This is a genomic window from Flavobacterium sp. (assembly GCF_049318325.1).
In the GTDB taxonomy this organism is placed as follows: Bacteria; Bacteroidota; Bacteroidia; order Flavobacteriales; family Flavobacteriaceae; genus Flavobacterium.
In genome coordinates this window covers 1-22,458 of record NZ_JBMOGQ010000012.1, presented here as the reverse complement: position 1 = coordinate 22,458, position 22,458 = coordinate 1, and the positions used below count along the sequence as shown (strand labels likewise).

At 31.1% G+C, this 22,458-nt stretch carries 19 protein-coding genes, 1 tRNA gene and 1 pseudogene; 11 read left to right on the top strand and 10 right to left on the bottom strand.

The window, feature by feature from the left end; genetic code table 11:
- Positions 1-2 precede the first annotated feature (2 nt).
- The 7 genes from murG to ACOYLP_RS02460 all read left to right on the top strand — a co-directional run bounded on the left by murG (position 3) and on the right by ACOYLP_RS02460 (position 7,413).
- A complete protein-coding gene (gene murG, locus ACOYLP_RS02490) occupies positions 3-1,094 on the top strand; it encodes an undecaprenyldiphospho-muramoylpentapeptide beta-N-acetylglucosaminyltransferase (RefSeq protein WP_422854594.1) in 1,092 nt (363 codons plus the stop codon).
- A complete protein-coding gene (gene murC / locus ACOYLP_RS02485) occupies positions 1,095-2,435 on the top strand; it encodes a UDP-N-acetylmuramate--L-alanine ligase (protein WP_422854593.1) in 1,341 nt (446 codons plus the stop codon).
- A complete protein-coding gene (locus tag ACOYLP_RS02480; RefSeq protein WP_422854592.1) occupies positions 2,432-3,154 on the top strand; it encodes a cell division protein FtsQ in 723 nt (240 codons plus the stop codon). Before murC ends, ACOYLP_RS02480 begins: the two co-directional genes overlap by 4 nt.
- A 6-nt stretch (positions 3,155-3,160) precedes the next feature.
- On the top strand, positions 3,161-4,537 hold the full coding sequence (gene ftsA, locus ACOYLP_RS02475; RefSeq protein WP_422854591.1) for a cell division protein FtsA: 1,377 nt from the start codon (positions 3,161-3,163) through the stop codon (positions 4,535-4,537).
- A 96-nt stretch (positions 4,538-4,633) separates the two neighbouring features.
- The gene (gene ftsZ / locus ACOYLP_RS02470) at positions 4,634-6,646 is read left to right on the top strand and encodes a cell division protein FtsZ (RefSeq protein WP_422854590.1); all 2,013 of its coding nucleotides are present in this window, start codon (positions 4,634-4,636) and stop codon (positions 6,644-6,646) included.
- Between the two features lie 170 nt (positions 6,647-6,816).
- A complete protein-coding gene (locus ACOYLP_RS02465) occupies positions 6,817-7,266 on the top strand; it encodes a GatB/YqeY domain-containing protein (RefSeq protein ID WP_422854589.1) in 450 nt (149 codons plus the stop codon).
- Positions 7,267-7,339: 73 nt separating this feature from the next.
- Positions 7,340-7,413, top strand: a tRNA-Arg gene (locus ACOYLP_RS02460).
- 133 nt (positions 7,414-7,546) lie between these two features.
- Here ACOYLP_RS02460 and ACOYLP_RS02455 read toward each other — a convergent pair.
- From ACOYLP_RS02455 to ACOYLP_RS02445, 3 genes are all read right to left on the bottom strand, one after another.
- Positions 7,547-8,629 (bottom strand): DUF6371 domain-containing protein, encoded by a 1,083-nt coding sequence (locus ACOYLP_RS02455; protein WP_422854588.1) that lies wholly within the window; start codon positions 8,627-8,629, stop codon positions 7,547-7,549.
- A gap of 116 nt (positions 8,630-8,745) precedes the next feature.
- Positions 8,746-10,311, bottom strand: a complete 1,566-nt coding sequence (locus ACOYLP_RS02450) for a DNA primase family protein (protein WP_422854587.1) — start codon at positions 10,309-10,311, stop codon at positions 8,746-8,748.
- Positions 10,312-10,315: 4 nt separating this feature from the next.
- The gene (locus tag ACOYLP_RS02445) at positions 10,316-10,582 is read right to left on the bottom strand and encodes a helix-turn-helix domain-containing protein (protein ID WP_422854586.1); all 267 of its coding nucleotides are present in this window, start codon (positions 10,580-10,582) and stop codon (positions 10,316-10,318) included.
- Positions 10,583-10,827: 245 nt separating this feature from the next.
- Here ACOYLP_RS02445 and ACOYLP_RS02440 point away from each other — a divergent pair, with 245 nt between their 5' ends.
- The 3 genes from ACOYLP_RS02440 to ACOYLP_RS02430 all read left to right on the top strand — a co-directional run bounded on the left by ACOYLP_RS02440 (position 10,828) and on the right by ACOYLP_RS02430 (position 12,059).
- Positions 10,828-11,403: a hypothetical protein gene (locus ACOYLP_RS02440; RefSeq protein WP_422854585.1), complete on the top strand. Its 576-nt coding sequence runs from the start codon at positions 10,828-10,830 to the stop codon at positions 11,401-11,403.
- Positions 11,404-11,426: 23 nt separating this feature from the next.
- The gene (locus ACOYLP_RS02435; RefSeq protein WP_422854584.1) at positions 11,427-11,663 is read left to right on the top strand and encodes a hypothetical protein; all 237 of its coding nucleotides are present in this window, start codon (positions 11,427-11,429) and stop codon (positions 11,661-11,663) included.
- A 105-nt stretch (positions 11,664-11,768) separates the two neighbouring features.
- A complete protein-coding gene (locus ACOYLP_RS02430) occupies positions 11,769-12,059 on the top strand; it encodes a hypothetical protein (RefSeq protein WP_422854583.1) in 291 nt (96 codons plus the stop codon).
- Between the two features lie 161 nt (positions 12,060-12,220).
- Here ACOYLP_RS02430 and ACOYLP_RS02425 read toward each other — a convergent pair whose 3' ends face one another.
- The gene (locus ACOYLP_RS02425) at positions 12,221-14,836 is read right to left on the bottom strand and encodes a DEAD/DEAH box helicase family protein (protein WP_422854582.1); all 2,616 of its coding nucleotides are present in this window, start codon (positions 14,834-14,836) and stop codon (positions 12,221-12,223) included.
- 6 nt (positions 14,837-14,842) lie between these two features.
- Positions 14,843-16,753, bottom strand: coding sequence for a DNA methyltransferase (locus tag ACOYLP_RS02420; RefSeq protein WP_422854581.1), 1,911 nt, complete (start codon positions 16,751-16,753; stop codon positions 14,843-14,845).
- A 263-nt stretch (positions 16,754-17,016) separates the two neighbouring features.
- Between ACOYLP_RS02420 and ACOYLP_RS02415 the strand changes: the two genes are divergently transcribed.
- Complete coding sequence (locus ACOYLP_RS02415) at positions 17,017-17,580, top strand: tyrosine-type recombinase/integrase (RefSeq protein WP_422854580.1); 564 nt, start codon at positions 17,017-17,019, stop codon at positions 17,578-17,580.
- Between the two features lie 2 nt (positions 17,581-17,582).
- On the opposite strand, the gene ACOYLP_RS02410 is transcribed toward ACOYLP_RS02415, so the two are convergent.
- The 5 genes and pseudogenes from ACOYLP_RS02410 to ACOYLP_RS02390 all read right to left on the bottom strand — a co-directional run.
- Positions 17,583-18,995, bottom strand: a complete 1,413-nt coding sequence (locus ACOYLP_RS02410) for a hypothetical protein (RefSeq protein WP_422854579.1) — start codon at positions 18,993-18,995, stop codon at positions 17,583-17,585.
- Positions 18,996-19,079: 84 nt separating this feature from the next.
- A complete protein-coding gene (locus tag ACOYLP_RS02405; RefSeq protein ID WP_422854578.1) occupies positions 19,080-19,835 on the bottom strand; it encodes a hypothetical protein in 756 nt (251 codons plus the stop codon).
- Positions 19,832-21,109 carry a tyrosine-type recombinase/integrase gene (locus ACOYLP_RS02400; protein ID WP_422854577.1) on the bottom strand — a complete coding sequence of 426 codons (1,278 nt, stop codon included), beginning with the start codon at positions 21,107-21,109 and terminating at the stop codon, positions 19,832-19,834. The genes ACOYLP_RS02405 and ACOYLP_RS02400 overlap by 4 nt, the downstream gene beginning before the upstream one ends.
- 311 nt (positions 21,110-21,420) lie before the next feature.
- Positions 21,421-22,083 (bottom strand): ribulose-phosphate 3-epimerase, encoded by a 663-nt coding sequence (rpe, locus tag ACOYLP_RS02395; RefSeq protein ID WP_422854576.1) that lies wholly within the window; start codon positions 22,081-22,083, stop codon positions 21,421-21,423.
- Between the two features lie 275 nt (positions 22,084-22,358).
- Positions 22,359-22,458: pseudogene (locus ACOYLP_RS02390) on the bottom strand (RNA polymerase subunit sigma); the annotation flags it as partial.

Here is a 22,458-nt window from a genome sequence, read left to right as displayed (position 1 = left end):
AAGTGAACAAATTAAAATTCATATTAAGTGGTGGCGGAACCGGTGGACATATCTACCCGGCTATTGCTATTGCCAATGAATTAAAGTTTCGATTCCCTGATGCTGAATTCCTATTTGTTGGGGCTGAAGACAAAATGGAAATGCAAAAAGTGCCACAAGCTGGTTACAAAATAAAAGGACTCTGGATTGCAGGTTTGCAACGAAAATTTACATTACAAAACCTGATGTTTCCATTCAAATTGATGAGTAGTTTGTGGGTGTCAAGAAAAATAATAAAAGCATTCCAACCTAATGTAGTAATTGGAACCGGTGGTTTTGCCAGCGGCCCATTATTACAGATGGCAAATATGCTAAAAATTCCAACATTGATTCAGGAACAAAATTCCTATCCAGGAATTACAAATAAACTGTTGAGTAAAAAAGCCAATACAATTTGTGTGGCTTATGAAAACTTAGAACGGTTTTTTCCAAAAGACAAAATTGTTTTCACAGGAAATCCAGTTCGACAAGATTTATTGGAAATTGATTCAAAACGAACAGAAGCGATTAAGCATTTCAATTTGGATCCGAATAAAAAAACACTTTTGGTGCTTGGCGGTAGTCTTGGTGCAAGAAGATTAAATCAATTAATTGAAAAAGAAATTTACAATCTTGTTTCAAAAGACATTCAAATTATCTGGCAATGTGGCAAATTGTATTATCACGATTACAGCCATTTTTCTGACAAAGGATTAGCGAAGGTCGTGGCATTTATTGACAGAATGGATTTAGTCTATGCTGCAGCCGATTTTATAATTTCTCGAGCCGGAGCTTCATCTGTTTCGGAGTTGTGTTTGGTTGGCAAACCAGTAATTTTTATTCCGTCTCCCAATGTAGCTGAAGACCATCAAACCAAAAATGCCAGCGCTATTGTAGATAAAAATGGTGCGATTTTAATTAAAGAAAGCGAATTGGATTCTAGCTTTGAATCGATATTTTCGAATTTAATTTCGAATGAAAATTTACAGAAAGAATTGAGTGAAAACATAAAAAAACTGGCAAAACCAGACGCAACAAAAGACATTGTTGAACAAATAGTTAAGTTGATAAAATAAGTGAATCTAAACCAAATACATAACGTCTATTTCATCGGAATTGGTGGCATCGGAATGAGTGCTTTGGCCCGTTACTTCCAAAACATAGGTAAGAATGTTTCGGGTTACGACAAAACACCAACCATGCTTACTGATGAATTAATTGCTGGCGGAATTTCGATTCATTTTGAAGACAACATCAGTATGATTCCAGCAGAATATTATGTTGAAAATACTTTAGTTATTATAACACCTGCTGTTCCAATTTCACATTCAGAATGGAATTATTTTATTGAAAGAGATTATGTTGTAAAAAAACGTGCTGAAGTTTTAGGAATTATTACCAAAGACACTTTTTGTTTCGCCGTTGCCGGAACGCACGGAAAAACAACGACATCAAGTATCCTTGGTCACATTTTATTCGAATGTGGCGTTGATGTTACGGCTTTTATCGGTGGCATTGTAGAAAATTATCATTCTAATTTAATTGGAAATGGGAAAACAGTAACAGTAGTTGAAGCTGATGAATTTGACCGTTCATTCATGCATTTGCATCCAAATATTGCTTGCGTGACCTCAATGGATGCTGACCATTTGGATATTTATGGTGATGTAACTGCGATTGAAGATTCTTTTAGAGAATTCGCTGATAAAGTAGAAGATAAAACTAAAATCTTTGTTCCAAAAGGATTGCCACTGGAAGGATTAACTGTTGGAATTAATGAAGAAGCGACTTTCAAAGCGTTTAATGTCAGAATTGAAAATGGTTATTATGTTTTTGATGTGCAAACGCCATCCGAAACTATTGAAAATATACAATTTGGTTTGCCTGGAAGACACAATTTAATGAATGCTATAATGGCTTTAGCGATGGCTAAAACTTTTGGTTCCCCAACCAAGACCATTGCTAAAGCCTTGGCTTCATTTAAAGGAATCCAACGCCGATTTTCATATCAGATTAAGTCGGATAAATTGGTTTACATTGATGATTATGCCCATCATCCTACAGAAATTAATGCAGTACATCAAGCGGTTCGCGAATTGTATCCAAATGAAAAAGTGCTGGCTATTTTCCAACCGCATTTATTTAGCAGAACTAAAGATTTTGCAGATGATTTTGCCAAAAGCTTATCGCAATTTGATGAAATTCTACTGTTAGATATTTATCCGGCACGCGAATTACCGATGGAAGGAATTACGTCAAGTTGGCTACTTTCTAAAATAAAAAACACGAATAAAAAATTGATATTAAAAACCAATTTAGTTTCGACAATTTTAGAAAGTAAAGCGAAAATAATTGTGACAATTGGTGCCGGAGATATTGGCGAATTAGTTCCGAAAATCAAACAAGCGTTATTATGAAATATTTCACTTGGACAAATATAAGGTTGGTGTTGATGATTATAGCTGTAATAGGCCTTTTTTCCTTTACTTCACATCGAAACGCTATCCGAAAGATTAAAAAAACAGAAGTGGTTTTTGTAGGTCAAAACACACTTTTTGTGAGGCCAGAAACGGTTAATAAATTGTTAATAGAAAAAAATAAAGACCTCAAAACAATCAATAAAGTTGATTTAGATTTGAAGAAATTGGAGATGTCTATCAACAAACAAAAGATGATCCAAAAAGGGGATGTTTTTGTAAGTGTAGATGGCGTTCTGAAAGCGGTAGTTAAACAAAAAACGCCACTAGGGAGAGTATTCGATGAGGCAGGTTCTTTTTATATTGATTATGAAGGAAATAAGATGCCGTTATCAGACAATTATACAGCCAGAGTGCCACTATTGTCGGGTGATATTACAGTAGTAAAAAAAGAAAAATTATCTGAAGTTTTAAGGATGATTAATGAAGATGAGTTTTTGAAAAAAAATATCATTGGTGTACAAGTTTTAACTAACGGAAGCTTGATTATGGCCAATAGAAATTACGATTTTCAAATTGATTTCGGACGAACTATTAACATTGAAAAGAAATTTAAGAATTATAAAGCTTTTTTTCAGAAGGCAGTTTTAGATAGCAGTTTGAAAAAATACAAAAGGATTAACCTTAAGTTTACCAAGCAAGTAGTTTGTATTAAATAGAAGATTATGGAAAAAGAGAATATCGCAGTAGGATTAGACATTGGGACAACCAAGATTGTTGCTATGATTGGCAAGAAGAATGAGTACGGGAAGTTAGAAATTTTGGGAGTTGGAAAATCCAAAAGCCTTGGCGTGGCTCGTGGTGTTGTTAATAATATTACACAAACTATCCAATCTATTCAACTTGCAGTAAATGAAGCAGAAGCAAATTCAGGCTATAAAATTAACGATGTAGTTGTTGGTATCGCCGGACAACACATTCGCAGCATTCAACATACGGATTATGTAATTAGAAATAATCCGGATGAAGTAATCAGTGGAAGAGATATTCAGTTGTTAATCGACCAAGTAAATAAATTGGCAATGCTTCCAGGAGAAGAGATTATTCACGTATTGCCTCAGGAATTCAAAATTGATGGACAATCTGAAATAAAAGAACCAATCGGAATGTATGGTGGAAGATTAGAGGCTAGCTTTCATGTGGTAGTTGGGCAAGCTGCTTCCATTAGAAATGTAGGAAGATGTATCCAAAGTTCAGAAATTGAATTATCTGGTTTGACTCTAGAACCATTAGCTTCGGCTGAGGCGGTTTTGAGTCAGGAAGAAAAAGAAGCAGGAGTAGCGTTGATTGACATAGGAGGAGGAACAACAGATTTAGCCATTTTTAAAGATGGAATCATCCGTCACACTGCCGTTGTGCCTTTCGGCGGAAATGTTATTACTGATGATATCAAAGAAGGTTGTTCAATTATTGAAAAACAAGCCGAATTGTTAAAAACAAAATTTGGTTCAGCATGGCCTGGTGAAAATAAAGACAATGAAATTGTTTCGATTCCTGGTTTAAGAGGAAGAGATCCAAAAGAAATTTCTTTAAAGAATTTGTCAAAAATAATTCATGCGCGTGTGGTTGAAATTATTGAGCAGGTTTTCACCGAAATCAAAGCTTACGGACACGAAGTTCCGCGCAAGAAGCTTATAGCTGGAATTGTTTTAACGGGCGGAGGTTCACAATTGAAACACATTAAGCAATTGGTTGAATACATAACTGGAATGGACACGAGAATTGGCTATCCTAACGAGCATTTGGCGGGCAATTCAAGCGAAGAAATTTCAAGTCCGTTATTTGCAACAGCAGTCGGATTGGTAATGAATAGCATAGAAAACAATTCAAACAGTGCCTACAAAATTGAAATGAAAGAAGTTGAAAAAGAAACAACAAAAGTTGTTTCTCAACCTGAAATTCAAGAAAAAATAGAAGATGTTTCAGATGTAATTGAAGAGGAAATCGATCTTGAAACAGAAACAACAGAAAACAAAATTAAAAGATCCTTTTTTGATCGTTATGTAGAAAAGATAAAGGACTTTTTAGATAACGCAGAGTAAGGAAGAGGTAAGAGGTACAAAACACGAGGTACGAGAAGGATTAAAAAAAAGACAAAACAGAATTCAAAATATAATACCTAACAAAACCAAAATAGTATGATAAGCAACTCAGAATTTGGAAACATTTCATTTGATTTACCAAAAAATCAATCAAATGTTATTAAAGTAATTGGAGTTGGTGGCGGCGGAAGTAACGCTATCAATCACATGTTTAGACAAGGAATCAAAGGCGTTGATTTCATAGTTTGCAACACTGACTCACAAGCGCTTCAAAACAGCCCTGTGCCTAATAAAATTCAATTAGGAGTTTCCCTAACTGAAGGACTTGGCGCCGGAGCAAACCCGGATGTTGGACACCAATCGGCTATAGAAAGCATCGGCGACATTGAAAAAATGTTGGATACCAATACTAAAATGGTTTTCATCACTGCAGGAATGGGTGGCGGAACCGGAACTGGAGCAGCGCCCGTAATTGCTCAATTGGCCAAAGAAAGAGGCATACTTACCGTTGGAATTGTTACAAAACCGTTTCAATTTGAAGGTAAAGTGCGTTACGAACAGGCATTGTTAGGTGTTGAAAAATTAAGAAAGCAAGTAGATTCTTTAATTGTTATCAATAACAATAAATTGAGAGAAGTATTCGGAAATCTTGGTTTTAAAGCAGGATTTTCAAAAGCTGACGAAGTGTTGGCCACTGCTTCCCGTGGAATTGCAGAAGTAATAACACACCATTACACACAAAACATTGACTTAAAAGACGCCAAAACAGTTTTGTCAAATAGCGGTTCAGCTATTATGGGTTCTTCTACTGCAACGGGTGATAACCGTGCTAAAGATGCTATCATTTCTGCTTTAGATTCTCCATTGCTTGATGACAATAAAATTTCTGGAGCCAAAAACGTATTGTTGCTTATCGTTTCAGGTTCTAGCGAAATTACTATTGACGAAATCGGAGAAATAAATGACCATATTCAATCAGAAGCCGGATACGGAGCTAATATTATTATGGGAGTTGGTGAAGATGAAACATTAGGTGAAGCTATTGCGGTTACAATCATTGCTACAGGTTTTAATGTTGAACAACAAAACGGAATTGTAAATACAGAAGCTAAGAAAATAATTCACTCTTTAGACGGTGAACATAAATTAGAGCGTGATTTAACAAATAAAACAGTTGAAGTTTTCACAGCTATTAATACTCCGGTAACAGAAGTGAAGGAAGAAAAAATTGTTTTCGAATTAATCGAAGACGAACTGGAAGTTAAAATTCCTGAAGTTATCGACTCGAGCGTAAGTGAACAGGTGGAGCAAACATTTGCAGCTGTTGCTAGTATTGATGAAAACGAATTGATTGCTATGAATCATTTCATCAGAAATCTGGATGTAACATTTGAAATCGTATCGCCTATAAATGATATCGATTTCAAAGTCACGATTCCGGAAGTAAATGAGATAAGAGTTGTGGAGCCAATTATCCAAAAAGAAGAAGAGCAAATCACTTTTACTTTTGATATGCCGGCAATTCCAACATTCGAAAGAGTTGAGCAAGTTGAAAAAATAGAAGCAGTTGAAGAAACTAAAATAGTTTTTGATTTATCGGAATCAGTGAATGAAATAGTAGTAAACGAGCCAGTACAATTTGTTCCTGTAACCGAACTTAACGAAGGCGGCATTATTAAATATTCTCTGGAAGAATACATGGAGTTGGAAAACGACTTGTTGAATTCTAAACCATCAGCTGCTACAATAGTTGAAGAGCCAATTGCAGAAGAATTGAACATTACAATGAAAGTAGAAACTACTGAAAAACCTAGTGCCATTGTAAGTCATTTTGAAGACATTTCACCAGTTGAAATGACTATCGAAGAAACATTGAAACACAGAGCTGACGATAGAAGAAAGAAATTAAAAGAGTTCAATTATAAATTCCATAACAACCCTTCAAAAATTGAAGAAATGGAAAAAGTACCTGCTTACAAAAGACGTGAAGTAGATCTGTCAAATAACGCTGAAGTTGATATAAACTCAAGAATGTCAATAGGAATAGATAGTAATGATGATACACAGCTTCGTTCAAACAACTCATTCTTGCATGATAATGTAGACTAGTCTACAGATAACCCTTAGATGTTACCCGAAAATTTCATTGAGATTTTCGGGTTATTTTTTTTACCTTCGCAGTGCTTTTTAGATAATTAGACTGCTTAGATCGTTAGATTAGTTAGACAGCTACTAAAAATCTAAGAAGTCTAAAATCTTATAATCTAACAATCTAAACTATGAGTTTATCAACCAAAATAATGGACGAAATGAAAAATGCTATGCGTGAGAAAGACACCGTTGCATTAGAGGCGCTTCGTGCCATCAAATCAGAAATATTGCTAGCACAAACCGCTACAGGTTCTAAAGAAGAAATAGCCGAAGCGGACGAAATCAAAATATTACAGAAACTGGTAAAGATGCGAAAAGACAGTGCGGCAATTTTTACCACTCAAAACCGTCCTGATTTAGCAGAACCAGAACTAGCACAAATTTCGGTAATCGAAAAATTCCTTCCTGTTCAACTTTCAGAAGCGGAAGTAGAAGCAATCATAACTAAAATTATTTCGGAAACAGGCGCTTCAGGAATTGCTTCTATGGGAAAAGTTATGGGATTGGCATCTTCACAAATCGGCGGAAGCGCTGAAGGGAAAACTATTTCGACTATAGTTAAAAAATTATTGATATAATTAAAAGTACGATGTACGCTGTTGGGAGGACGATTATTTCTAACATCGTACTTCGTATTTTGTACTTAAAAAAGGCTGCGTAGTTCAACTGGATAGAATATCAGATTTCGGCTCTGAGGGTTGGGGGTTCGAATCCCTTCGCGGTCACGAATAATGCCTAAAAATAAGGCTTAAAAGGTTTTTTACTTAACATGTACTTAACCGTAAACAAAAAAAACACTCTTTAAAGAGTGTTTTTTTATATTAAATAAAGGCGAACCATCACGGAACGCCTTTATTATTATAAACTCAAATAATAATCTGCTAAGTCAAATCCATTAGCATAATTTGTTTGTTCGATTAAATCACTAACTTCAATTTTAAAACCTATTTGATTTAATTCAGAAGCTTTTTTATACCAATCAGCATATTCACCTTTATCAGGAAATAACACAATATTTCGTTTTTTTATGGGAGTGAATAAATCTAACTTTAGATTTTGCTTACTTCCTGTTGCAATCCAAATGTAATCTGGTAAAAATATGCTCAATATAATTGCTGTCTTTTCGCTTTCAACAATAGCAATCGTTTTTCCGTAATCTTCATTAATTAAATGTAACCCAAATAAACATTGACAAAGATTAAAATTAGGTACTTTAACTGCGTTGTGGAGCCAATTAATATGATTATGAGGTATTTTAATTCTTTTTCCATTAGTCTTGTCGTATAACATAATTTTACATGCATGAATCTTTTGATTTTCGTCAATTTGCCAAAATGCTGTTGAATTATTCCAAAAACAATTAGTTCCTGAAATGAAATAATTTTGCATAGCGTTAAATACCTCTTCAATAGAAAATTTAGTTTTCAAAAATTCAGATAAATTATCAATTTGTGGGCTTTCAAAATACATTTTATCTAATAATTCTATAGGGTGAAAACTAGGGACGCTTTCAATAGTTTTTTCATTTTTTATAATTGTATTTGTTAAATCAATATCATTGTTATCAAAATATTTATATTCATTTGCTAAATAAGAAATACTGCTATTTTTTAAAAACCATTCTGATATCCAACAACAGCTTATTAATTCCTTAATTATTTGTGATTTTGGTATAATCGTATCAATTCCATTTACGTCTGTCAATTTATTAGCTTTATCCGAGATACTAGTATTTGATATAAAAGGAATCAAATAGCATTTAATCCCTTTTGATGGTGCTTTGTGATAACCACAATTCGTTTCACGGTCACACCTTCCAAATTCATCAGGTAAATAGCTAAGTTTTTCATTGTCCATGTATTTAACAAAACTTCTTGATTCACATTTTGGACAAATAAACTTCTTACTGCTTTTGTCGAGGGTATATTTATATTGCTCCATTTTAACGTATTAAAATATGTTTTTATATGAGCTTCATATTTTACACACTTTACACAATAGACTAAAATACCCGTGCAAAAAGTGTAAAATGTGAAGCTCCTAAAACAATCTTTTTTTTAAAAATCTAGGTTAGTCAGATACGCCACATTTCCAATATTAATTCTTTTAACATGAATTTTATAATGTATTAAGCGTTGAATAAATTTTGTTTTTCCCACTGGTCTATACCCATCTTCAACACAAAAATTTTTGTAAAGCGGATAGAGTGAAGAAATTAACACATATTCAGAAGCTGATGCTTTATATTCAAATTCAGAAATAAATAACTGAACACTATCACTCTGCTTTTCATAATCTATACGAGCATTATCAATTGCTTCGCATTTACTAAATTGTTTTTGTATTATAAGCCTATCTAGTCCTTTTAAAACCCAATTAAAAACACCTGACAATTCATTTTTAATAATCTTATTTGCTAATTCTTTATCCTGCTTATTTTCAGGAATTGTAATATCAAATCCTATAATCAAAAACCTTCTAAAAAAGGCATTCGTGTGTTCTACGTCTTTTGGTAATTCATTACAGTTGAAAATTAACTTAGCATATTCAGTGAGTATGAATGGTTCTCCATAAGGTAGCCTAGCTTCAATAGGTTCGCCAGAGGCGATTTGTTTAAAAATATCTGTTTCGAGTTTTCCATTAATTTCACTAGCATAGTTTACCAGCTTATTAGCGATTTTAGCACGATAATAGCCGTTATCGTTTGTAAGGCTTTGTAATGAGAAGTTACTAACATTTTCTTTGCCTAATAAAGCATTTAATATCTCAAAGAAAACACTCTTACCATTCGCACCAGAACCAAATAGAATTAATATTTTTTCTAGCTTTAAAAAACTTGGTTTTACAAAGATATACCCACAAAATTCTGCAAATACCTTTTGCTTATCGACATCAGGTAATACTTCGTTTAAGTAATTTTCAAACAGTGGTGAAGTTGCTTTTTCATCGTAATTAAACGGAAGTTGATGTGTAATAAAATCAGTACTTTCATAGTCCCTCAATTTTCTATTATTATCATTTATTTCATAAGTTCCGTTTAATAGATTAATTAAAATACTATTATTCTTTTCTTTAGGGTTAGGTAAATAGGCTTCTGACATAAACTGTTTATGTAATTCGTCTTTAAACGTGTGTATTTTACCTTTAAACTTTTCAACGCCCATTTTCAATGCCACTTCTCCTAAAAAGGATTGAAACCTTTCTTTGTCTATTTCAGACCAAAAAGTACCGTTATACAAAAAAATATTTCCGTTTTTTTTACAGAGTCCCAATTCCTTTAATTGAGTTAATTTTAATAATTGTTCGATACATATTACCAAATAATGATTCTTGTTTGGACTAAACTTATTAAGATTGAATTTTAATGTTTCAAACTCTTCATTTTGAGCCTTTGAAAGCTCCTTACCATCAGAAATAATAGATAAAAACATATTGTATTTATCCAATTCTGGAAATGCTAGCATCTTAAAATCTACAGCACTAACATCTTTTAAAATTTCATTTAAAATTTCATCAGTAGTTTTTGCTACAGTCTTGCGACTAGTCATCAAATCTTCGATGTGATTCGAAATTGTACTTTTCAAATCCTCTTTACTATTAATTGAGTTATTGTTTGTAGTCATGATTTTAATGATTTATTGGTTTAACTGATTCTAACACTTCTGATTTTTTGTATAAAACCCTGTTGCCTATTCCATAAGATTTCAACCTGCCAGACTTCGTGTGTTTATGCAGTGTAGTCATATTACAATGTAAGATTGCACATGCTTCTTTTCTACCAATTAATTCGGTGCTCGATTGATTTGTTTCTGTAGAAGGTTGTTGTAATAATGGTACTAAAGCGTCTGTTAATTGCTTTAAAGTAATGCCGTTTAATAAAATTTCGGTTTGCATAATTATATGATTTAAAAATTATGGTGCAAATGAAAGTTAGGGATAACTTAGGGAATCCCTAAATCGTTTTTGAGAAGAAAATATTCTATTAATTGGTGCAAACTGCGTTTAAAATCGAAATAATACTTTGGTGAAAAATAATTATCCAAAGTGCAGTTTTTTCTAAAACTTCACATATTTATAATAACACATAACAATGATTGGATACAAACTATCCAACTTGACCTTACTATATCCAAATGATAATGAAAGAAGAATGTATAAAATTAGTTAACGATAGTAACAAGAATAGAAGTAACATCTACTATAAGCTTAATCAGCTAACAGCACTAACAGGTTTGTCATTAAGAATGTTGAAATACAAAATGGTTAATGTAAAAGCGAAGTATGCAGGTGTAACATACCTGTTAAAGAAAGAAGGTAAATGTTGGCGAATACATCACAGTATTGTAAACGAATTTATGCCTTTAAACAAACGTAAAGTTATTGAGAACGATAATTATTGTTGGTCGAGCTTCGTAACATGGAACCCAATTGAAAACTACGATGCAGACTACCATGTAGAACTGGTCAAAGAAATCAAATCGTCACTTCCAAGTAATACTATAAAATATACAATTGAACTTGATAGAAGAGGTTTTAACCACGTTCACTTCGTTAGTGATGCAACACCATCACTAACAAAAAAAATAGTTGATAGCGTTCTATTAAAGTATTTTAAATGGTTTGAGGTTATGTATCAAGTTTCCGAAATAAAAAACAATTACAGTAGTGATGAATATCTACAAAAAGCACCCGTGAGAAACGGAATATTAAAATAACTAACAAATTAAAAAAAGAAAAAATGGAAAAGGTAACAGACTTAAACCACAGCCCAAGACTAAAAGAATTATTGATAATGTATATTTCAAGAAAATATGAAGAAAACGCCAGATTTGATGATTGGCATTTATTCGAGGAATATAAATTATTAAAAAAGCATAATGAATTAGATGAACTATTTAAAGAAGAGTGCCTAACAAACCGTCTGAATGATGAAAATTACAGAAGTAGTAATAAAACTGGGAATGATAAACAATAAACCTGCCGTCCTCCCCCTTACCGTTATCCGCCCCCCCTTGTGTCAGGACGATTTGCCTTAGGATAGCTACCATGATGATTTGCAAAAAAATATTTTTTAGAAAAAATGGAAATAAAAAAAGTGATTGAAAAAAGATGCGGGATTTCATTACCAATAAGTGGTGGAATAGCAAATAGTATAAAAAATGCTACAGCCATTGAACCTGTAGAAAATTACATTGAAGTGGAAAATCAATTTATTGGTTGTATGCTTGGTAATAAATGGGAAAAATATGAACAGAAATTAATTTTAGAAGACAATGTTTATTTTATTGACCACTTAAGTATCAAATATACCACCGATAATAAATTGATAATTTATCTTGACTTCTTCTTTAATATATCTATGTGTATTTAGTTATACTGTACCTTTTAAACCCCACATTAGCCAGTATTCGCTAGAGGGGTTTATGAAAAAAAAGTGTTTTAAGCGACTTGATATTGAATATCATTAAAGGTGTTCGTGAAGCGTTTCAATAAAAATAATAAAGCTCGTTCGGATCCGAACGAGCTTTATTATTAAATACTATTTAATTTTTCTTCAAAAATACTTTCACGATTTTCTTTATTGTAAAATGGCATTCCAATTAACTTATAACTTTGGTTTTGATATAATTCAATTATCGCATTAGATTCTATATCTTTTAGGAAATCTTCTTTCCATTGGTCTGTATAAAGCAACTGTTCTCCTTTTGGCTCTATAAATAATTGATAAATTATTTCTTCGCCTGATAGTTTTTCTGTCATGAATAAAACAAAGTCTGGTTCTGTAGCTTTTCCATCACTAAATCTATAAAGTTTGAAGTGTCTTTCATTTCTTAATAGATATATATCCGAGTACTTTTGTTTTAAATCTTCTATTTGGCTTTCAAAGAATTTAACTAAAAATTTTTCTTCTGAAGAACCATAATTTTCATTAAAAGCATACCAATCAGCCTTGTTTAAATCAACATAAAATTTTGGGTCAATATCATGTCGCATTGTTGGTTTTCCCGTTTCGGCAGTTGGACTTGTATTTACCGTGAAAGACAATTTTTTATTTTTAAAGTGTTTACTAATAGGTTCACGATAAAATGACTTTGTACCTCTATAATCACCAAACTTGGTTGATATTTCATCCGCTATTTTAACAGCCACATAAATAGCAATATCTAATTTTTGAATGGCTGTTAAATCTTTTGTATCTTTTTCTAATCCCGTAACATCAACACTTATACCACCAAAGTACTTGTTGCCATCTACAAAGTCAATCATTGATTTTATAGAAGGAAAATATTTTTGAAGATTATCAAATCTATAAAACGGAATCTTATTTAAAGCTTTTAATAAAATTGATTTATCCCAAACATTAAATTTATGAGTATTCATGTAGTTAGCCACAACGCGATTAGCTTTAATACTAGAATCATCAAATATTGTGTTTACTACAGAGCGATTAGTTCTTAAAGCATAAGTATGTCTTTTTACAATATCTGGCTCTTGGTATTCTAATAACGTTTTAGGATTGTTTAGTACTTTTCGATTTAATAATATAAAACCATTTTTGTAGAAATTAGTTTTTTTAAAGTCGTCTTTAAGATATAAATCAAGCTCAACTTTTTCATCTGGGAATAATCCAATTTGTTTTAAGGCTCGATTTAGCTCTGAAATATATTTTGGATTGTGTGAACAATGATAATGAAGTGTTTCACAAATTCTTAATGTATTTGTAATATCATCATCATATTTTCGTTTATCTAAGTCTTGGTTTTCATCTATTTTAAAAGGAAAATATCGAGCACCTCTGCCAATTAATTGTGCTTCTTGGACAGTCGTTTTTCCTGGAGCATTACCGCTAGCATCACGGGTATCGTATAAACGAACTATGTCGAATAAGTTTAATACATCCCATCCCTCATTTAGTTTGTCAACAGCAAATACTACTCTAAATTCATTGTCAATATCTTCAAGACTATTGATAGTAATCTGTTTTTCGTCGGTATCGTTTTTTGAATTAACAGAAATAATTTTGTCTTCTGAAAAATCTTCTTTTAATTCATCAATTAGATTTTGGTTTGAAATATTTAAACTTTCAAAATATTTCATTGCTTCTGACAGCACTTCATTATCTAACTTAATAATATTTTTTAATTTATCTTCATTTAGAGTTTTGATGGCTTCAATAAACTTTTCTTCCATTACAGCACTTTCGGCTGTTGTTTTGGATTTTAGCATTATCACGGGTTTCGCCAATATTCCATTTGACGCAAAAACTTTCTTTTTATATTGACTTATTATTGTTGCTACTATAGCTCGTTGGATAGGTTCAAAATCTACTTGATTTGTTTTTACTTCTTTAGAATATTTATCTTCTCTGAACTTTGCTAATGGATAATCATATAGTAATTTGTTGTTATATTTAGCGGCAATGTTTGGGTGCGATAATTCTAATGTAGCTGTAAACTCCATCATAATATTATCAGGATTAGAATGAAATATTCTGTCTACTGTATTTTCCCAAGTCACTGATATTTCTTTTTCTTGTGCTGTTAACGTTTTCTTTGTTAAAGCGTTTATATGGTGTGCTTCATCTGAAATTAATACGACTTTTTTATTGATAAAATCATCAAATGTAATGCTGTTCTCTCGTGGATTATTTAATTTAGTGTGTAACCCTTGAATAGTAGAAAATAATATGCTAATATCTTCTTCGTTGGTGCTTTCAAAACTATCTACTTCGTTTATTAAGATATTAGAGCCGTTAATATTTATTACATCATTAAAAAGATATTTAGAACTTTTAGGATTAAGGAAGTTTTCTTTTGTTTTACGAATAATTGTATCAGTATTAACAAAGAAAATAAAATTACGATATCCCATGTTATACAATTCTAATATTGCACCAGCCATAACCAATGTTTTACCACTTCCAGTTGCCATATGAAATAAAACTTGTGCAGGTCTTGCTCTTAATTTAGAGTTATTTAGATAATAATCTAGTGCGGTAAAAGCTTCGGTTTGATATTCGCGAGAACCAAACTTTAGATTTTTTTTAATGATTGGAGATAATACAACTTCTAAATCGCCATCCTCAATTTTGGTAGCAATTCTTTTGTCTAAACGTTGATATGTATCTAATTGATTGAATAATGACATATCAAATTATTTTTTAGAATAAAATTGTTTGTTTAATTCCTTGTCTTCTGCACTTACTTTAAAAGTATCATCATTAATTTCTGAATAATTCACATACAATTGATTTTTGTCTAAAACTTCTATTAAATACTCCTTCATTTCTTCAATCGATGCAGTTTTAAATGCTTCTAATCTTTCATTGAATGTTTTCTTATCAAATTGATATGACAAGAAGGCTGTGTCCTGCATTTCATTCCAAACATCTATTAATTTATCTTTAGTCTCTGAAACCTGAATTAAATCAATGTATTTTTGATTGTATTGCATTAATTCTGCATAAATGAATGAACCACCACCTTTCCATTTAACCTCTTTAGAAATCCCACTCTCATCAAATTCCATCGATTCATCTTTAGAGTTTACGTCTAAAGTCGTTTGAATATTATTTTTCGAATTTTCATTATTACCTATAACTTTAACCAATCTATCGATTACAATTGTTTCAATATAATCCATTTGTTCAACACCAATGTAACGTCTATTCATTTTGTGGGCTGTAACGGCAGTAGTTCCACTACCTAATTGAAAATCTAAAACGTAATCACCTTCATCAGTAACTGATTCAATTATTCTTTTTAATAATTTCTCGGGTTTTTGAGTTGAAAAATCCACCTGTTCTTTAGCCATTGGATTAACAATTGAAATGTCAGTCCAAAGACTTTGGATAACTTGTCCTTTATATGTATCAGCATAAATTTTTCTATATATTCTTGCATCCTCATCTTCAGGAATTATAAGTTCATTATTATCAAAAAATTGTTGCATTTTTTCTTTTGAATATAACCACCCATTATCTGGAGGGTTTATTCCTTCAAAAACATATTTTAAATTTGGTCTGTATAAAGAGTTCACTAATGGCGATTTCATATATTTTCTTCCATCTGAATCACTATATACAAATCTTTCCTTTATGTATTTTTGAGTGTGTTCATCATCTTTTGAGTATTGTGGATAAAATTTATGTGTATTATTTTTTGAATAAAAAAGAATAGAATCAGTTACTATTCCAAACTTTGAATTACCATATGAAGTCGCTTGTTTACGTCTCCATATTATTTCGTTCTGGAATTTATCTATACCAAATATTTCATCTAAAAGTATTTTACAATAATGAGATTCGTTATAATCTAAATGAACAAAAATAACACCATCATCTGATAATAAATCTTTTGCTATTTTTAATCTGTTTTTCATGAAAGTTAACCAAGTAGCATGATTAAAGCTATCATTGTATTTAAAGCTGTCTCCCCCCGTATTATATGGTGGGTCTATATAAATTAATTTAATTTTACCTCTATAAATCTTTAATAATGAACTTATTGTTAAAAGGTTGTTTCCTTTTATAATGATATTTTCATTTCCTTTAAATTCAGTTACTTTGTGTTCTCCATCCTTATCAAATTTTTTGAAATTAGTTAATGCCTTAGCGTCCAATAGTCTATCTACACTGTCTGGAGCAAGTGTTTCATTCCAAAATATTTCATTTCTTTTTTGGTCTTCTTTTGTTTGACCGCCCTCTAGAACACAATCTTTATGAGGCCAAGCTAATACGATATCATTTGAATTAGAGATAAAATTATCTAAATCATCATCGTTAGTTATTAGTCCAATTTTGTTTTTAAAAGCTGTATAGCTATCTGGAAGAAAAGATTTATTATTTACAAACCGTTGAAATTTGATTTTATCAAATACTAGTATATTTTCAACTTCTTGAAAAAAATGTTTTTTAAATGTATTGTTTTTGATTAATATAGAAATTAGTTGAGGCTCAACTTTTAAAGCTAACTCTACAATTTTATTTTTATTCAAATGTCCATCAACAACAAGATTCTCTTCGTGCTTTAATAATTCTACAAGTTCGTTTTGTAAGTTTTGCATTTCTTTTTAATTGAATTTTTACAGTTTGTAAATATAGAAATATCAAATTCATTTAGCAATGAATTTCTGATGCTTAATAAATTTGATATAAAAGTTTCACTATTCCTAAGAGTGAAACTTTTGTATTTCGCTAAACCACTGTAAATAAAGGGCTGACGTGATTTAGGTAGTTTTGATAAATTTAAAAGTTTCACTTTTATAAATTTAAGTTTGTTTGTGAAACTTTTAATTATTACTTTTGCATCAAATAAAAAACTATACTCATGAGCCTAAAAAATTCCGTAACGACTAGCGACTACTTAAATTTTGATGCAACGCTAAACAAAGCGATGAAAATCATTAAAACCGACAGCAACTATAAACTAGGATTCTTGGTTGTATTTGGTATCAACACAGGTTTAAGAATCTCTGACATTCTAAAACTAAAAGTTGAAGACTTAAATGGTGATTCGATATCTTTGGTAGAATCTAAGACCAATAAAAAACGTGTTATCAAATTAAACGATAACGTTAAGACCGCTTTTAACTTGCTTAAAGAGAGAAACCCAAATATTGAAGGTTATATATTTACGTCAAACCAGAATACAGTATTGTCGAAGCAATACGTTAATCGTAAACTAAAAGAGTTTTTTGGTTCTAAGTCATTGGCAGTATCAACACACAGCCTAAGAAAGACTTTTGGTCGTCAAGTATGGACTAACAACAACGAGACCGAAAAGGCATTATTGTATCTTAGCGAGCTGTTCAATCACTCGTCACCAGCAATAACCAAAAGGTATTTAGGTATTAGACAAGAAGAATTAGATGATATTTATATGAATTTATAAATCTATTTAGATGTTAAAATATCTTCAATCAATTCATTGTCTAAAAATGGCTGTAACGTTTGGTATATTAAAAAAGAGCATACTATATTTTCAGCAAATTTATGTACTAAACTTATAGACCACGGTATAGATTTGTTATTTGACAAGCGATGCCAATCCCATTTGTCTTGAAATGTTTCAATCAATACAGAAGACCACGGCAAAGATTCATTGTTTGATAAATGATAATACCATTGCCATTTATCCTTGAATTTCTCAAGAAATTCCAAAGACCACGGCAAAGATTTTTTTTCTGACAAACATTCCCAATCCCATTTATCCTTAAATTTTTCAATCAATACAGAAGACTTAGGTAAAGATTCATTTCTAGATAAATCGAACCAACCCCAATCTTCTTGATGTTTTTCAATTAATTCGATAGACCATGGTAAAAATTCGTTAGTTGACAAATGATACCAACTCCATTTATTTTCATATTTTTCAATCAATTCCATAGACCACGGTAAAGATTTGTTTTTCGAGAAAGCAAACCAACTCCATTTATCTTTGTATTTTTCAAAGAAATCGACAGACCATGGTAAGGATTTATTACCTGATAGTTGGTACCAGTCCCATTTATCTTCGTATTTTTCAAAAAACTCTACAGACCACGGTAAAGATTCATTACCTGATAAATTATACCAATTCCATTTGTGTTCATATTTTTCAAAAAACTCTACAGACCACGGTAAAGATTTAATGAAGGACAAGCGTCTCCAATCCCATTTATTTTTATATTTTTCGAAAAACTCTATAGACCAAGGCAAAGCTTTGTTTCCAGATAAGTCATCCCAATCCCATTTATCTTCATATTTTTCAATCAATTCAACAGTCCATGGTAAAAATTCATATTGAGAAAAAATTTTCCACAGTCGTTTGTTTTTATAGTTGTCAAAAATTTCAATATCCCATGGCAAATATTTATTAACATTTAACCATGTCCAACTCCAATTCCATTTATCATGATATTTTTCAATAAATTCTGCAGACCATGGTAGTGATTTATTATGAGAAAACCTTTCCCACTCCCATTTGTCTTTATATTTTTCAATAATTTCATCTGTCCACAATAAAGAAATATTCTCAGATAAACTTACCCAATGCCATTTATCTTCATATTTTTCAATAATTTCCAACGAGCATGGCAAAAATTTATTTTTAGACAGATAAAGCCAGTTTAATTTATTTTCATAAGTTTTAAAAAAATCGAGTGATTTAGGTAAAGATTTATTAATTGATAAATTACGCCAATTCCATTTATTTGAATAATTATTAATTAATCTTTCGGGGATTGGATAATATTGTGAAATCAAATCAATAAACAGATTTGGATTTCTTTCAAAAATATCTATTATTAGTTTTCGTTTGTTTTCCATTGAAATGATGCCTTCTTTTTATAATTTTTTTTCAAATTATTGTTGCGTTTTATGAGTTTTCAAAAACTAATTTAAGTAATTAAATTAGTTTTTGAGTTTAAATCCTAAATTAACCAACTGCTGTTCAACTGACTTTACCGTTTTTTCAGACTTAAATGGATGATTCTTGTTTTCAATATCTTCGTTTAGAAGCGGATTCAATACTGGCTGAATAGAAACTGTTTTTGCACCAGTAATAGAGCTTAAAATAGAGGCTAGACTGTTGGTTGAGATTCCAAGTGGTGTTGATTTTTTTAAGTGTTCTAGTACACCTAATTTAGAAAGAATAATTATTTTTTTTATTATGGTTGAATCACTATAATCGAATAGATTTTCTTCTTTATCTTTTTGCTTTTCTTTCTCTTGCTCTTTCATTTTTAACAATCTACGATTGTTAATCCTTTTAACAGCCTTACCATGTTCGGTTTCAACAGTTACAATATAAACATTGTTAATCCATAGCTCTTCAGAAAATTCAGTAGTTTTATCAATAGTTTCCGAAATAATATCATAATCGAAATTTATAATGTACTCATCAACAAAAGCATTAAATGAACACCCAATTTTTTTTGATGATTTTACTTCATCAAAAAAATATTTAACTTTTTCAGTATCATATAAATTTGATTCAATTGTTTTTGCTTCCATTTTATCTAAATAATAAAGAAAGAAATCTAATTGAAGAGATTCCATTAAGTTGTTGTCAAAATTTTCAGTTAACTTTTTTAATTTTCTAACTCTTTCAAATGGGCGATACTTGTCAATATTATCGTAAAATTTAGTTAATTTAGATGCCTTCATTTTTTTGCATTTTCTTTATTTGTTGCTAGTTTACCAAACAATTCTAACATATGTAACGCATTGTCATAGGTTGTCTTTCCTATATACAATAAAAACATTTTTTCGGAACTATGTGCAGTAATATTCATTAAAACTGGAGTTGGTATGTGTCCATAAAAATTAGTTGCAAATGAACGTCTGCAAACATGACTACTAATAGCTTCATACTTTGGACTAATAACCATAATGCTAGGTTCTCCTTGCTTTTGTTTTTTTCTCCATTTTGTTTGCGTGTTTATGTTTGCCTCTTTACAAACATCTTTAATATACTCATTAAATCTAGGTAATGAAATTTTATACGGCATTCCGCTTTCAATTATTTCAATAGCATCTGGAAGCAATGGAATAGCTACTAGTTTTCCAGTTTTTTTTTGTTTTAATTCTATAATTTTAGCATCGCCAATTACTTTAATATTACTCTTTGTTATATTTAGTAAATCGCTAGCTCTCTGACCAATCAAACATCCCAATAATAACCATTTACGAGCATTTATTAATGCTTCTCTATTAAGTGACGCTTTTTTGATTTCTTCTTGCTCTTCTTCGGTTAAGAAAACGATATTTTCGGGTTCTTTACTTTCGGATATACTTTTAATATTTTTAACTTGTGTTGATATTTCAATATCATTTTTAAAAGCGTCACGACAAATAGTTCTGAAATTAGCAATGTTTTTACCAACATAATTAGTTGAATATCCCTTGCTAAACATCCATATTTTATATTTTTCAATAAATTGTAAATCAACGTTCTTTACTAATAAACTTTTACCTTTCAACATCTCAGCTTCATATTTTAGCACAGTGTTTTTAAACAGTTTAATGTTTTGGATTCGACCTTTACTTAGACCTAGTTCCTTTCGTTGATTTTGCTTATACGGTGCTTCATCTATAAATTTTTGAATATAATTAGACAAAATATCTAATTCAACAACAGGTACTTTATTGTTAAAAGAATCAATTTGAAGTTGCAACCATTCAGTAGTTATTTCAACACCATTTCCAACAGCTTCATTGTATGCTTCATTTATAAAAACATTTAGTTTATCTAATTTTGATTTTAAATTTTTTAAAGAATCAGTTTTTTGCAACGGCTGTGAAAGTGAATCGCTCCAATATTTTGCGTCAATTATAAAACCCGACTTTCTCCATAGCACCTTCTTTCTGTTGATAGAATATCGGATATATATTTGAGAATTTTCACTTTTGCTCTGTAAAAGATATTTTAAAGTTGCCATAATTTTGACTAATTCTTAGAAGATTGCAAAGTTATTTAAAAAAAATAATCTACTTAACATTTACTCAACCAAAGCTGTACTCAATTGTGTTTTATTATTCTCAGTTACTTACATAATATTATTTTACCTTTATTACAAAGGTTTTAACGAATAACGAGATATAAATAAATACACGGGTTTTGTCCCCTTCGCGGTCACGAATAAACAAAACAGCAGAAAAAATGTCCAAGCAAGCTTGAGTATTTTTTCTGCTGTTTATTTTCAAAGCGGAGCTTTGAGGGAAAGACGAAGTCAATCCTGCTAATATAAGTTTAGAAACTTGTCACTTTTTTTAAATCGGCAATAGTTTTTGTTGGATTTGTAGCTTTAAAAACAAAATTTCCGGCTACAAGTATATCGGCACCTACTTTTACTAACTGGGCCGCATTTTTATCAGTAACGCCTCCGTCAATTTCAATTAATGTTGAAGTGTTTTTTTTGGTAATTAATGCTTTTAGTTTTTCAATTTTGGAATACGAATTTTCAATAAAAGACTGTCCACCAAAACCAGGATTGACACTCATAATGCAAACCATATCAATATCATTTATGACATCTTCTAATAAATCAATATTAGTATGAGGATTTAGTGCAACGCCGGCTTTTATGCCTTCTGCTTTTATGGCTTGTAAAGTTCTGTGTAAATGGTTGCAAGCTTCATAGTGAACGGTTAAAATAGTAGAACCTAATGCTGCAAAAGTTTTGATATATCTATCAGGGTCAACTATCATCAAGTGAACATCAATGGTTTTTTTTGCATGTTTAGTAATTGCCTCTAAAACCGGCATTCCGAATGAAATATTCGGAACAAAAACACCATCCATAATATCAATATGAAACCAATCGGCTTCACTATTATTTATCATTTCGATATCGCGTTGTAAGTTGGCGAAATCAGCTGCAAGTATAGAAGGTGCAATAAGTGTGTTTTTCATGTTGTGTGTTGTTTAAGCAAAAGTAAAATTTTAACCGCAAAGTTCACAAAGTTATTACGCAAAGTTCGCAAAGAAAGTTTGGTTTGAATTTTAGCAGAGATTGCGTGAAGGATTGGAGCAAGTACCGTCTACTGCGGAAAGCCTGACCTGAAAGGGCACGACATAAATATTGCAAATTGACTAAAGAACCTGAAACAAGTTCAGGTTAAAAAAAAATAAAACTCCGAAATACTTTCGGAGTTTTGACATTAAGACATTCGACTTTACGTCTAAATTTACCCTAAATATGTTTTTAATATTTTACTTCTTGAAGTGTTTTTTAATCTACGGATTGCTTTTTCTTTAATTTGACGCACACGCTCACGAGTTAGATCA